This window comes from Actinophytocola sp. NPDC049390 (assembly GCF_044466355.1).
GTDB lineage: Bacteria > Actinomycetota > Actinomycetes > Mycobacteriales > Pseudonocardiaceae > Actinophytocola.
The window spans coordinates 65925-79369 of sequence record NZ_JBITMQ010000019.1 but is presented as its reverse complement, the minus strand read 5'-3'; the positions used below and the strand labels follow the sequence as shown (position 1 = coordinate 79369).

Genomic DNA, 13445 nt, shown 5'->3' with positions numbered 1-13445 from the left:
GTGCGGATCAGAGGGGAGTCGACGGCGTGACCGTCTGCTCGTGGATGACGGCGTCGTACCAGTCCAGGAGCGAGCCACCGGTCATGTAGTGGTCGTCGGGTCGGGAGTCGTCGCAGACCGAGCCGATGACCCGGCCCTTCACCGTCCTGCCCAGCCACTCCCGGACCGCCTCGTCCGCCTCGGCGCGCAGGTCGACGAGGTAGCGCGGCACGTCGTTGGCGAACGGCCGCTCGTGGAAGTCCTCCGGCTGCGTCGGCGTCTCCAGCGGCCGGGCCGCGAACGGCGGCGCGCTCCAGCCGGAGTTCACCGTGCCGCGGTCGTAGGTCAGCCCGATGGAGACGTACCCGTCGCCGAACACGCTCGCGAGCGTGGCGCCCGTCGGCTTGAACGTCAGCGAACCGCGCGGCGGCACCGAGATGTCCAGCGACTCGGCCCGCACGCTGTGCGCGTTGGTCGACCAGTAGGCGATCCTGTCGCCGCTGTACTGGTGCCACCAGCGCAGGTTCTCCGCCATCTGCTCGTCGCGGTAGCCGTCGTCGACCAGGTGGTAGGCGTAGTGCTCGTAGAACGCCACGATCTGGCGGGCGTGCTGCACCGCCAGGTCGTGGCCCTTGCCCGACCCGCCGGACTCCTGCACCAGCCGCAGCGCCTGGCGTGCGTGCTCGACGTAGGGGTCCTTGTCCTTGACCTGCATGATGAACCACGGCACGTGGTCCGGGCGGGTCGGGCGGATGACGTCGATGTGCGCGGCCAGCTCGTCCGCGCGCGCCGGCGCCACCTTCGCCACGTACTCGGTCACCGCGTCGTAGACCGGGAGCCGGGTGTCGATCACGCCGACGCCGACGAACTGCACGAGGTCGTCCGGGTGCGTGGCGTTCCACTGCCGCAGGTACTCGACGGCGTCCCGCATCTCGTGGACCCGCCACGGCACCCCGGACTCCTTCATCAGGGCGTCGAGGTCGCCGTAGCCGGACCGCACGTAGTCGTTCAGCGGCAACGCGACGTCCCAGTCCTCCTCGGTCGCCACCGCGCGGAAACCCAGCTCCTCGACGAGGAAGCGGACAACCCGATGGATCGTCGTGAACTGCTCACGCGCCCCGTAGGTCGACCCGCCGAGCCCGACGATCACCGCGTCGCCGACGATGCCGCGCAGCGGCTCCAGGTCGTCGACCGGTGCCGCCGGGTCGGTGGTCGCGAGCGGCTTCGCGTTCGCCCTGATCCAGTTCGCCACGTCCTGCCGGAGCTTGGCCTCGGGGTCGGGGCTCGGCAGCCGGTGTGCGTTCATGTCTCGTCCACTTCCTTCTTCGCGGGGGTCAGGCGGGCTCGGCGATGATCATGTCCGTGGGGCCTGCCGGCCACATGACCCGCGTCTCGGCGAGCTTCAGGCCGGACGCGGCGAAGAGCGCCTCCCACTCGGGCACCGTGCGGATGCCGCCGCGGTGCAGCGCGAGCTGCGTGACGTCGAGCAGCTTGCCCGGGTGCGGGCCGTTGCCGTCCGGCAGCACGGGCTCGAGGATCAGGATCCGGCCGTTCGGGTCCATGGCCTCGCGGATGTTGCTCAGGACCTTGCCTGCCTCGGGGTCGTCGTAGCTGAACAGGATCGACGACACCACGTACACGTCGCCGCCGGCCGGCACCGACTCGAACATGTCGCCGGCGACGCCGTTCGCCCGGTCGGCGATGCCGACCCTGGCGAACACCTGCTCGGCGGCGTGCACCACGTGCTCCTCGTCGAACACGGTGGCCTTCAGGTTCGGGTAGTGCGGTGCGACCGCGGCGATCAGCCAGCCCTCGCCGCCCGCGATGTCGATCAGGTGCTTCGCGTCGGACAGGTCGTAGTTGGAGAACGCGACCGAGTGCGCCTCGCTGGCCAGGTTGCCCATGGCCTTGCCGAAGAGCGCGACCTCCTCGGGGTGGCTCTGCAGGTAGTTCCACATGCTGGTGCCGTGCGCCTTCTCGAAGGCCACCTCACCGGTGCGGACGCTGTGCGCCAGCTCCGAGTAGGCCACCAGCCGGGTCCGGCCGCCGACGTCCTGGGCGATCTCCTTCATCGAGCCCTTGACCCCGGAGCGCAGCGTCTCGCCGAGCGGGTTCAGCCCGAACACGCGGGGCGAGACCTCCTCGAACACGCCGAGGCCCGCCAGCCCGCGCAGCAGGCGGAACAGGTTGACCTCGTGCGCGTCGACGGCCGCCGCCAGCTCCGACACCGGACGGGGGCCGTCCGCGAGCTGGTCCGCGATGCCGAGCTCGGCGGCCACGGAGATCATCTGGGTGGCCAGCGCGCCGTAGAGCATCTCCATCATCTGCATCGGCGGCGGCGCTTCGCCGTTGTAGGGAAGGGCGTAGGAGCCGGGGGTCGTCATGTGCGTGCCTTTCTGTGACGCGTTGGCTGGCTCACTGCGAGGCGGACAGGCCACCGTCGACGTAGAGGATCTGACCGGTGATGAAGCTTGACCTGGGGCCCGCGAGGTAGATCGCCGTGTTGGCGACCTCCTGGATCTCGGCGACGCGGCCGAGCGGCGTGCGGTCGGCGACCATGTTGGCGAAGTCCGGGTTCTGCAAGGCGGCCTCGGACAGGGCGGTGCGCACGAACCCGGCGCCGACCCCGTTGATCGAGATCTGGTGCTTGCCCCACTCCGAGGCCAGCTGCTTGATCAGCAGGTGCAGGCCGGCCTTGCTCGCGCCGTAGGCGGCGAACCCGCCGAGCTGGAGCCCGATGTGGCCGCGCACGGAGGTCATGTGGACGATCCGCCCACCCTCACCGCTCTTGATCATCGCGCGGCCGACCGCCTGGGAGAGCAGGAAGGCGCCGGTGAGGTTGATGTCCACGACGGAGCGCCACTCGGCGGTGTCGAAGTTCTCCGCCAGGTTGATCTTGAGGACGCCGACGCAGTTGACGAGGATGTCGACGCCGCCCCACTCCTGGGTGAGGTCGTCGACCAGACCGGCCACGCTGTCGGCGTCCGAGGTGTCGAACGCGTACCCCGCGGTCCGGTTCTCCCCGTTGGCGAGACGATCGGCGAGCGCCTGGCACGACTCCTTCTCCAGGCCGGCGATCGCCACGTCGGCGCCGTCGGCCGCGAGTCCGGCGCTGATCACGCTGCCGATCTCGCCGTCCCCACCCGCGATCAGGGCCCGCTTGCCCGCGAGGGGCTTGTTCAACTCGCCGATCGTCTCGACCATGATGTCGTTCTCCCTGGGGTTGAGGCGGATCAGGCCGAGTGGATGGCCAGGGCGTAGCCGCCGCCCGGGTTCTCGCGGGAGATCGGCACCTCGCCGCCGACCGTGATGTGCCGGACACCGGTCAGGCCGGGCACGGGCTCGGCGACGACGCGCCGGTCGGTGTTGCCGTTGCCCAGCTCGCCCTTGTCGTTGCAGCCCCAGGCCCACACGGTGCCGTTCTCGAGCAGCGCCAGCGTGTGGCCGTAGTTGCCCGGGTTGGCCTCGCCGCCGCCACCGGTGCCGGCGATCTGCTTGACCCCGCTCAGGCCCTTGACCTCCACCGGCGTCAGCTTGTTCTCGGTCGTGCCGTCACCGAGCTGACCGCGGTCGTTGATGCCGAACGCGCGCAGCGTGCCGTCCTCCAGCAGCACCACCGTGTGGTGGTAGGCGCAGGTGGCCGCGACCGCCGTGTTGATGCCCTCGACCTTCTTCGGGCTCGACAGGTGCACGGTGTCGCCGTGGCCGAGCTGGCCGCGGTCGTTGTCACCCCAGGTCCAGACGGTGCCGTCGGTCTGGATCGCGACGCTGTGCCCGCCACCGGCGGCGAGCGAGCGGACCTCGCCGAGGCCGTCGATCTTCGTGGGCGCCGGGCGGCTGTCGTAGCCGCGGCCCGCGTGCTCCTGGTAGGTGCGGCCGGGCACGCGGTCGTTCGCGTCCGGGCCGTCGCCGAGCTGGCCGTAGTCGTCCCGGCCCCAGGTCCACACCGTGCCGTCGGCGCGCAGCGCGACCGCGTGGCCGCCGCCGGAGATCAGCTGCACGACCTCGTCGATGCCGTCGACCAGCACCGGCACGGGGTGCAGCCGCAGGTTCTTCGGGCCGAGCAGGCCGAAGAAGCCACCGCCCGCGCCCCACACGGTGCCGTCCTCGAGCAGGTACAGCGTCTGGCCGCCGCCGGGGACGACGTCCTTGATGTTCTTCAGGCCCTTCACCGGGGTCGGCTCGTGGGCGTTGACGTCCACCGCGCCGTTGCCGACCTGACCGAAGGCGTTGCGGCCCCAAGCGACGGCGGTGCCGTCCTCGAGCAGCGCGACCACGTGGCCACTGCCCGACTCGACCGTGCGCACGCCCTCCAGCCCGGGGACGGCGGCGGGGCTGGGGCGGCTGTCGGTGGTGCCGTCACCGAGCTGACCATTCGAGTTGTCGCCCCACGCGCTGACGATCTCAGTCATACCAGTTCCTCTCCTTCGCGGCGTCCGCCGTTTCCTGGAGTCCGGCGGCGGCGTTTCGGCGACATTTCAGTGGCGTTCGGTGGCGTTCCGTGGCATTTCGCGAGAACCGTCCGCACCGCGTGGCGAACGCCACCTGGCACCGAACCGGGCCGCGAACACCGCGTTGCCCTCGGACGTTTCCAGGCTCCGTCCCAACCGTCCCCACGTCGTGGGGCTGCTGTCCCAGCCCCCGTGGGATCCGGTCCTCGGAACGCCCGGATTGCCCCGATTTCGGCGATTACCGATGGGTATTTCGCACGTGATTTCCCGGATGCGCAGGACGACCGGCCCATGGCGGCGGGAATTGCCTCGAACATGATTAGTGAACGGGTCGAGAGATGAGGAGCGACAATGCGATGGATCGTGCACGGTGAACGGCGTGTCTACACCAGCGCATATCTGGACCTCTGCCTTTCCGACGTCGAGGTGCCGGACGGCGACCGCTACGAGCACCACCTGGTCCGGCTCCCCCGCTCGGTCGGCACCCTCGTGCTCGACTCGGCGCAGCGGGTGCTGATGGTGTGGCGGCACCGGTTCACCACCGACACCTGGAACTGGGAGCTGCCCGGCGGCTGGGTCGACCCCGGGGAGAGCCCGGAGCGCGCGGCCGCGCGCGAGACCGAGGAGGAGACCGGCTGGCGACCGGGCGAACTGCGCGAGCTCGCCTACATCCAGCCCTGCGCCGGGATCACCGACGCCGAGCAGTACCTCTACCTCGCCTCGACCGCGCGGCACGTCGGCCCGCCCCGGGACGGGTTCGAGTCCGACCGCGTCGCGTGGCTCCCGCTGGCCGACACCCCGGGGATGATCGCGCGACGGGAGATCGTCGGCGGGGTGTCGTTGATCGGTCTGCTGAGTGTCCTCAACGGACACGCGGTCGCCACGCAAGCCGTCGTGGCACCGGCGCCGCGGTCGGCCGCCTGAGCCCGCCCGGTCGGACTGAAGGACCCCTTCGGTGCGGTCGGACACCGTCACGCGGCGGCGCGGGCACCGGCGGCCGCCGCGCGCACCGCGGTCACCACCGTGCCGACCTCCTCGGCCGACAGGTGCGGTCCCATCGGCAGGCTCAGCACCTGGTCGGCCAGCCGCTCGGCCCGGGGCAGCGTGCCCGCCCGCATGCCGAGCTCCGCGAACGCCGGCGACCGGTGGGGCGCGACCGGGTAGTGGATCAGCGTCTGCACACCGGCGGCGTCGAGCCGTTCCCGCAGCCGGTCCCGGTCCTCGGTGCGCACCACGAACAGGTGCCACACCGGCTCCGCCCAGTCCGCGACCGCGGGCAGCGCCAACCCGTCCAGACCGTCCAGTTCGGACAGATAGCGCCGCGCGACGGCCACCCTGCGGGAGTTCCAGTCGTCCAGGTGCGCGAGCTTGACCCGCAGCATGGCCGCCTGCAGTTCGTCCAGCCGTGAGTTGGTGCCCTTGATCTCGTGGTGGTACTTCACGGTCGAGCCGTAGTTCCGCAGCAGCCGCAGCTTCGCGGCGAGCTCCGCGTCCGAGGTGACGACCGCGCCGCCGTCGCCCTGCGCGCCGAGGTTCTTCCCCGGGTAGAAGGAGAACGCCGCCGCGTACCGGGAGCCGATGCGCTCGCCGCGGTAACGGGCGCCGTGGGCCTGCGCCGCGTCCTCCACGACCGCGAGGCCGTACCGGCGGGCGACGGCGTCGACGGCGTCGAGGTCCGCGGGCTGACCGTACAGGTGCACCGGGACGATCGCCTTGGTCCGGCTGGTGACCGCGGCCCCGATCGCGGACGCGTCGATGTTGTGCGTCCCGTCCGGTTCCACCGGCACCGGGGTGGCGCCGGTCGCGGCGACCGCGAGCCAGGTGGCGATGAACGTGTGCGACGGGACGATCACCTCGTCGCCGGGCCCGATCCCGAGCGCCCGCAACGTGAGCACGATCGCGTCGAGCCCGGACCCGACCGCGACGCAGTGGCGGGCGCCGCAGTACTCGGCGAACTCCGCCTCGAACGCGTCGTGCTCCGGGCCGAGCAGGTACCGCCCGGACGCGAGCACCCTTCCGACCGCGGCGTCGATGTCGGCGCGCAGCTCGCGATAGGTGGCGCCGAGGTCGAGGAAGGGCACGGTCATGCGATGCTCCTGGCGTCTCGGAGGAACTCGTCGTAGTCGCGGTAGTACTCGTCGGCGTCGTAGGTCTCCGAGACCAGCCACAGCCCGACCGTGCCGGGCGTGAAGTTGATCATGTCCCGCCACACCATCGGCCCGACGTAGAGCCCCCGGCTGGGGTTGTCCAGCAGGAACGAGCACTGGGTGTGCCCGTCGTCCACGATCACCTCGAAGCTGCCGTGCACCGCGACGATCAGCTGGCGCAGGCGCCGGTGACCGTGGGCGCCGCGCTCGGCGCCGTCGGGCACGTGGTGGATGTAGTAGGCCCGCTTGACGACGAAGTCGATCTCCTTGCCGGACTCGACCACGGTGAGGCTGCCCCGCGGGTCGACGTGCTCGGTGAGGTCGACCATCCGGCACGGGCTGATCCGCCCCACCGGCCCGCCCGCCACCGGCCTCGACGCTGTCTCGGTCACCGAACCACCCCGCTCGCTCGCCAACGCAACCTCGGTCCCGTCGAGCGTGCCACCGCGTGCTCACCCCCGCGTAGGCCGTGGCGCCCGGTCTCCCGGGACCGGTTCCCGGCCCTCCCGGGATGCTCGGCGCTGGTTCGAGGACACCTCGAAGCGTTGCCCGGCAAAGAAAACCCGGTCGTAGCATCGGCGGCATGCGCGTACTCTTCTCGACGCTCACCGCCTACGGGCACTTCTTCCAGGTGCTGCCGCTCGCGGTGGCGGCACACCGGGCCGGGCACCACGTCACCTTCGCCACCGGGGAGGTGCGGCACAAGCTGCTCACCGAGCTCGGCCTCGACGTCGTCAAGGCGGGTGGGGAGACCGAGGAGCTCGTCGCCGAAGCGGCGCGCACCGTCGGCGTGCCGCCGCCGAGCGAGCAGAAGGCGCCGGACCGGGCCGCGATGGAGCTCATCTCCCGCGAGTTCTGCCGGCTCGCCCCGAAGTCCTATGTGGACGACCTGCTGCCCGAGTTCGAACGCAGCAGGCCGGACCTGGTGGTGCACGCGTCGTACAACCCGGGCGCGGGTCTCGCCGCCAAGGTGGCGGGCATCCCCGCGCTGTGCCACGCGTCCGGCCGGGTCCGGCCCGCCGACGACTACCTGATGGTGATGTCCGAGGACGTCCTGCGCGAGTACGCCACCGAGCTGGGGCTCGAGCTGCCCGCCACGTACACGACCTACCTCGGCCACCCCTACCTGGACATCTGCCCGAGGTCGTTGCAGGACCAGGACTTCGTCGCCGCGTGTGGCGACCTGCGCAGCGAGCTGCGGCCGGTCGGGTTCAACACGCCCGGCGAGCTGCCCGCGTGGGTGCGGGAACGGGCGCAGTCGCGGCCGCTGGTCTACCTGACGCTGGGCACCGAGTCCGACAACCGCGTGCTGCAGATGATGCGGGAGACGATCGCCGGACTGTCCTCGTTGGACGTCGACGTGTTCGTGGCCACCCCGAAGCTGGCCGACGAGCTGGGGACGTTGCCGGACAACGTGCGCGTGGAGCGCTGGGTGGCGCAGGCGGAGCTGCTCCCGCACGTCGACCTCGTGGTCCAGCACGGCGGGAACGGCACCACGTTCGGCGCGCTGGGCAGCGGCATCCCGCAGCTGTTCCTGCAGAACCTGCCCGGTCCGGACCAGCTGCTGAACGCGGGCATGGTGTGCGACGCGGGTGCCGGCGAACGCCTCAAGCACGAGGAGGTCACCGAGGCCACGGTGGCCACGGCGGCACGCAGGCTGCTCAGTGACCCCGAGTGCGTCGCGGCGGCCAAGGAGATCGCCCGCCAGGTGGCCGAGATGCCCTCGCCGGACGAGGTGGCGCGCCGCCTGCCCGAGTACGCGGGCTAGGGCCGATCCCGCCGGTGATCATGTTCGGTTGTGTATGGGGCGGCTCGGGTTTCCCTCCGGGGGGTCCTCGCCGGACGGGCTGATCTCGGGGAGGGCATTCCGGTTCGGGCGTATTGAGATTTGGCATGGATGGGTTCTGCCTGTCCTCCCGTCGACCTCCCTCCGGGCTATCACACCGCGTCAAGGGGCCGGGCTTCTGTAGAGGGTGTTTCGGGTAGGGCCCCTTGACGCGGTGTGATCGGGCTTCGCCAGGTCGACGGGAGGGCAGGCAGGCCGTCTTGTGGGCTTGCGCCCGGCCTGTGCGCGGGGTTGGGGGCAATGCCCTGAAGGGCACTTTCGGGACACTCAACCTGGATCCACCGGTGGTCAACCTGGTTGTTCCCGACCTGCGGCAAGCGCGACCTGGTCAGACCCGCTTCGCGGGCCGGGCGCGCAGCGCCCGGCGGGCATCCGCGCGCCCGGGCCCGCGCAGCGGGGCGCCTCGTACACGGCCGACCCTGATCAACGGTCGATCCGGGACGTTGAGTGTCCCGAAAGCGTCCTTCAGGACGTTGAGTGTCCCGAAAGGCGCCTTCGGGGCATCCCACCCGGGCGCGCAGCGCCCGAGGCCCCGCGAAGCGGGCCCCAGCCCCGTGCACAAGCCGGGCGCAAGCCCACAAGACGGCCTGCCTGCCCTCCCGTCGACCTGGCGAAGCCCGATCACACCGGGTCAAGGGAGCCAGCCCGACCCAGCCCCCCATGCCAAGGTGATGGCCCCTTGACGCGGTGTGATAGCCCGGAGGGAGGTCGACGGGAGGGCAGGCCACCCATCCATGCCAAATCTCAGCAGGCCCGAATCGTGAGGCCCCTCCCCGAGATCAGCCCGTCCGGCGAGGACCCCCCGGAGGGAAACCCCGCACACAACCGAACATGATCACCGGTGGATCCAGGCTCAACGTCCCGAAGCGTCTTTCAGGGCATCACCGTGCTGTCAGCGTGCGGTGGCGAGTTCCTCCGGCTCAGCGGCGGGCTTGGCGGCCGCGTCCGCCGCGGCGCGACGGGCCGCGGCCCTCGCGACCAGCAGCGCGGGCACCAGCACCAGCAGCGTGAGTGCCAGCGGCAGCCAGAACGAGGTGTCGAACGCGACCGCGCCCGGGTTCGTGCGCAGCTGGGCGTCCAGCACGACCACGAACAGCGCCACCGCACCGGACGCGCCGACCTCCTGCGCGATGCTGAACGTCGCGGACGCCCGGGGGATCTCCGCCGGGCCGAGTGCCCGGTAGGCGGTGGACATCGCCGGCATGATCGTGCAGCCCGCGCCGACGCCGATCAGCCACAGCGACAACGCCAGCCGCAGGTAGCTCGCGTCGTCGCCGGCCTGGGTGAAGGAGAAGAACCCGACCACCAGCGCCGGAAGGCCGCACAGGATCACGAGCCCGGACTTGCCCCGGTCCACCAGCCTGCCGGTGATCGGCATGGTCATCGCCACCCCGATGCCCTCCGGCACCAGCAACAGCCCGGACGCCAGCGGCGAGACGTCCCGCACCAGCTGGAAGTACAGCGGGAACAGCATCATCGAGCCGCTCAGCGTCGCGTTCATCAGGAACTGGGTCGCGACGGTCGCGGAGAACGTCCGGTTGCGGAACAGCCGCAGGTCCAGCAGCGGCCTCTCGGTGCGCAACGCGTGCCACACGAACAGCGCGGACAGCACGACCCCGCCGAGCGTCGGCAGCAGGAAGCCGGTCCGCGTCAGGCCGTCGACGGACGTGACGTTGGCGAGGCCGAAGACGAGCAACGTGATGCCGGGGCACAGCAGGAGGAAGCCGAGCCGGTCGATCGGTTCCGGCCGGGTCGGCTGGTTGCGGTCGAAGAACACCCACGCGAGCGCCAGCGCGATCAGGCCGATCGGCAGGTTGAGGAAGAAGATCCACCGCCACGAACCGGCGTCGACCAGCACGCCGCCGACGACCGGGCCGAGCACCGGGGCGAACACGATCGCGATGCCCATCAGGCCCATGGCCCGGCCCATCCGCTCCGGGCCCGCCGCCCGCGCCACGAGCGCGGTGCCGACCGGCGCCATCAGGCCCGCGCCGATGCCCTGCAGCACGCGGAGGGCGATCAGGCTGCCCGCCGACCACGCGAGTCCACACGCGACGGACGACACGGTGAACAACAGCACCGCGGACAACCACAGGCGCCTGCCGCCGAACCGGTCGGTCGCCCAGCCGGTCAGCGGGACGACCATGGCCGTGCTGAGGATGTAGGCGGTCGTCACCCACTGGGTGGTGGACAGGCCGACGCCGAAGTGGTCGGACACGGTGTGCAGCGCGACGCCGACGATCGTCATGTCGAGGACGACCGTGAACGACCCGAGCGCCACGATCAACGCGACCGCCAGAAGTTTTCTGTCCAGCGGCGGTGCGCCCGCCTTTCCGCCAGCCATGATCGCTCCCTCGCCGTTCCGGACTTTCCCCGACTGTCACCCGGCGCGGGTCCTCCGGTCGTGGGTCGGCAGTCCCCGCGCACCAAGGCAATCGGCCCAGTCCGGCTCGAAAATCGCCGGAGCAGGACAGGTTCCCCCGCGCCGGTGATTGCGAGCCCACGACGGAGGGACCGCCGTGACCGACTCTTGAGCTTGCCGCTAGCTCACGTCGAGCTGTGGTGCCACAAACACCCTCCAACAGGGGGAGACCTTGGAAATGAACCGGAACATCGGCTGAACCGGCATTTCTGTTAGGAGCCCAACAATGCGATTTCTGTCCGGTCAAAAAGACGTGAAGGTCGCGGTCATCGGCCTCGGGTACGTCGGTTCGTGTGTGGCCGCCGCACTGGCCGACCGCGGCATCGAGGTCGTCGGCATCGACACCAACACCGCCCTGGTCGACGAGCTGAACAGCGGTTTCTGCAGGTTTCAGGAGAACGGGCTGCCCGAGCTCGTCAGCAGCGGGGTCGCGGCCGGGAAGCTGCGCGTCACCACCGACGCCGCCGCCGTCCGCGAGGCCGACGTCGTGCTGGTCACCGTCGGCACGCCGGTGCGCGACGACGGCTCGCTCGCCGACGAGCAGCTGACCGGGGCCTGCATCGAGCTGTCCCGGCACCTCCGGGTCGGCCAGCTGATCGTGCTGAAGAGCACCGTGCCGCCGGGCACCACCCGCAGCGTCGTGCTCCCGCTGCTGCAGCGCAGCGGTCTGGTGGGCGGCGAGGACTTCGGGCTCGCGTTCACCCCGGAGCGCCTCGCCGAGGGCACGGCACTCGCGGAACTGCGCTCGTTCCCGATCGTCGCCGGCGGGCTGGACGACGACAGCGCCCAGGACGCCGCCGAGTTCTGGCGGAACGCCCTCGACGTCGAGGTCATCCCGCTGGACACCCTGGAGGCGGCCGAGCTCGTCAAGCTGGCCGACAACTGGTGGATCGACGTGAACATCGCGCTGGGCAACGAGGTCGCGAAGTTCTCCGCGCTGTACGGGGTCGACGCGCTGGACGTCATCAAGGCGGCCAACTCCATCCCCAAGGGCAACGGCAACGTCAACATCCTGCTGCCCAGCGTCGGCGTCGGCGGGTCCTGCCTCACCAAGGACCCGTGGATGGTCTGGCACTCGGCGCGTGAGCGGGGCCTGGAGATCCTGACCGCGCCCGCCGCCCGCCAGGTGAACAACGACATGCCGGTCTACACCGCGCAGCTGGCGATCGACGAGCTCACCAAGCAGGGCAAGGACCCGATGGCCTGCAAGGTTGCCGTGCTCGGCCTCGCGTTCAAGAACAACACCGGTGACCTGCGGGCCACGCCGGTGGTCGACGCCGTCGCCGCGTTCGAGCGGGGCTGCGGTGAGGTGACGCTCTTCGACCCGCTGGTGGACGTCGAGGAGGCCGAGGAGCTCTTCGGCAAGTCGCAGGCCGCGAGCCTGCACGAGGCGGTCGAGGGCGCGGACTGCATCGCGATCCTCGCGCTGCACCGGGAGTTCGCCGACGTCGACTTCGGCTCGCTGCCGGTGGCCGAGAACTGCCTCGTCCTGGACGGCCGGGCGTACTACTCCCGGGAGAAGATCGCCGAACTGCGCGCACTCGGCTTCGCGTACCGGGGGGTCGGCCGATGAGCCGCGTCGTGGTGACCGGTGGCTGCGGCTTCATCGGCAGTCACCTGGTGGAGGAGCTGGTCGCCCGCGGCGACGACGTGACGATCTTCGACGGCACCCCGCCGCCGGAGTGGCAGCGGGTCGCGCGGGAGCGGGTGTCGTTCGTCCAGGGCGACATCCTCGACCGGGCGGCGCTGGCCACGGCCATCACCGGCAACGTGGACGTCGTGTTCCACCTGGCCGCGGTGGTCGGGGTCGACCAGTACCTCGCGCGGCCGCTGGACGTGATCGACGTCAACTTCACCGGCACCCGCAACGTGCTGGACCTCGCGCACAGCGCGGGCGCCAAGGTCGTCGTGGCGAGCACCAGCGAGGTCTTCGGCAAGAACCCGTCCGTGCCGTGGCGTGAGGACGACGACCGGGTGCTCGGCGCGACCGCCGCGGACCGCTGGACCTACTCGTCCAGCAAGGCGCTCACCGAGCACCTGACGTTCGCGTTCGTGCGCCAGCACGGGCTCGCGGCCACGATCGTCCGCTACTTCAACGCCTACGGCGCGCGGCAGCGGCCCGGTTTCGTGATCAGCCGGTCGGTGCACCGGGCCCTGAACGGCAAGCCGCTCGTGATCTACGACGACGGCAAGCAGACCCGGTGCTTCACCCACATCACCGACGCGATCCGCGGCACGCTCCTCGCCGCGGACAGCGACGCGGCGAACGGCGAGGCGTTCAACATCGGCAGCATGACCGAGACGACGATCGGCGAGGCCGTCGAACTGGTCGCGGAGCTGGCCGGCCCGGGGATCGAGATCACCAGGGTGGACACGATCGACAAGCTCGGCAAGTCCTACGAGGACCTGTCGAGGCGGGTGCCGGACAACGCCAAGGCACGGCGGCTGCTCGGGTGGCAACCCGAGACGACGCTGCGCGACGGGCTCGCCGACACCATCAAGTGGGCCAGGGACAACGACTGGTGGCTCGCCCTTCCCGACAGCGGGGCGGCGTAACCGCGAAGAACGGCGCTTTCCCGACCGGTCCGGTCGGGAAAGCG

Annotated in this window: 11 protein-coding genes; 4 read left to right on the top strand and 7 right to left on the bottom strand. The window is 70.9% G+C overall.

What is annotated here, in order from left to right:
* Positions 1-7: 7 nt before the first annotated feature.
* From ACIBVP_RS39465 to ACIBVP_RS39450, 4 genes are read right to left on the bottom strand one after another with little or no spacing between them, the layout of a single operon-like run.
* Positions 8-1285, bottom strand: a complete 1278-nt coding sequence (locus ACIBVP_RS39465; protein WP_396111640.1) for an erythromycin esterase family protein — start codon at positions 1283-1285, stop codon at positions 8-10.
* 28 nt (positions 1286-1313) lie between these two features.
* Positions 1314-2363, bottom strand: a complete 1050-nt coding sequence (locus ACIBVP_RS39460) for a methyltransferase (RefSeq protein WP_396111639.1) — start codon at positions 2361-2363, stop codon at positions 1314-1316.
* A gap of 31 nt (positions 2364-2394) precedes the next feature.
* A complete protein-coding gene (locus ACIBVP_RS39455) occupies positions 2395-3183 on the bottom strand; it encodes an SDR family NAD(P)-dependent oxidoreductase (RefSeq protein ID WP_396111638.1) in 789 nt (262 codons plus the stop codon).
* Between the two features lie 29 nt (positions 3184-3212).
* Positions 3213-4391 carry an RCC1 domain-containing protein gene (locus ACIBVP_RS39450; RefSeq protein WP_396111637.1) on the bottom strand — a complete coding sequence of 393 codons (1179 nt, stop codon included), beginning with the start codon at positions 4389-4391 and terminating at the stop codon, positions 3213-3215.
* Positions 4392-4781: 390 nt separating this feature from the next.
* On the opposite strand from ACIBVP_RS39450, the gene ACIBVP_RS39445 reads away from it, so the two are divergent.
* Complete coding sequence (locus tag ACIBVP_RS39445; protein ID WP_396111636.1) at positions 4782-5354, top strand: NUDIX hydrolase; 573 nt, start codon at positions 4782-4784, stop codon at positions 5352-5354.
* A 47-nt stretch (positions 5355-5401) separates the two neighbouring features.
* On the opposite strand, the gene ACIBVP_RS39440 is transcribed toward ACIBVP_RS39445, so the two are convergent.
* The gene (locus tag ACIBVP_RS39440; protein WP_396111635.1) at positions 5402-6517 is read right to left on the bottom strand and encodes a DegT/DnrJ/EryC1/StrS family aminotransferase; all 1116 of its coding nucleotides are present in this window, start codon (positions 6515-6517) and stop codon (positions 5402-5404) included.
* The gene (locus ACIBVP_RS39435; RefSeq protein WP_396111634.1) at positions 6514-6969 is read right to left on the bottom strand and encodes a sugar 3,4-ketoisomerase; all 456 of its coding nucleotides are present in this window, start codon (positions 6967-6969) and stop codon (positions 6514-6516) included. Before ACIBVP_RS39435 ends, ACIBVP_RS39440 begins: the two co-directional genes overlap by 4 nt.
* Before the next feature lie 191 nt (positions 6970-7160).
* Here ACIBVP_RS39435 and ACIBVP_RS39430 point away from each other — a divergent pair, with 191 nt between their 5' ends.
* Positions 7161-8345 (top strand): glycosyltransferase, encoded by a 1185-nt coding sequence (locus tag ACIBVP_RS39430; RefSeq protein ID WP_396111633.1) that lies wholly within the window; start codon positions 7161-7163, stop codon positions 8343-8345.
* Positions 8346-9315: 970 nt separating this feature from the next.
* Here ACIBVP_RS39430 and ACIBVP_RS39425 read toward each other — a convergent pair.
* Positions 9316-10767, bottom strand: coding sequence for a DHA2 family efflux MFS transporter permease subunit (locus ACIBVP_RS39425; protein ID WP_396111632.1), 1452 nt, complete (start codon positions 10765-10767; stop codon positions 9316-9318).
* 304 nt (positions 10768-11071) lie between these two features.
* Here ACIBVP_RS39425 and ACIBVP_RS39420 point away from each other — a divergent pair, with 304 nt between their 5' ends.
* Together ACIBVP_RS39420 and ACIBVP_RS39415 are read left to right on the top strand one after the other, a co-directional pair.
* A complete protein-coding gene (locus tag ACIBVP_RS39420; protein ID WP_396111631.1) occupies positions 11072-12418 on the top strand; it encodes a nucleotide sugar dehydrogenase in 1347 nt (448 codons plus the stop codon).
* Complete coding sequence (locus ACIBVP_RS39415; RefSeq protein ID WP_396111629.1) at positions 12415-13401, top strand: NAD-dependent epimerase/dehydratase family protein; 987 nt, start codon at positions 12415-12417, stop codon at positions 13399-13401. Before ACIBVP_RS39420 ends, ACIBVP_RS39415 begins: the two co-directional genes overlap by 4 nt.
* Positions 13402-13445 lie beyond the last annotated feature (44 nt).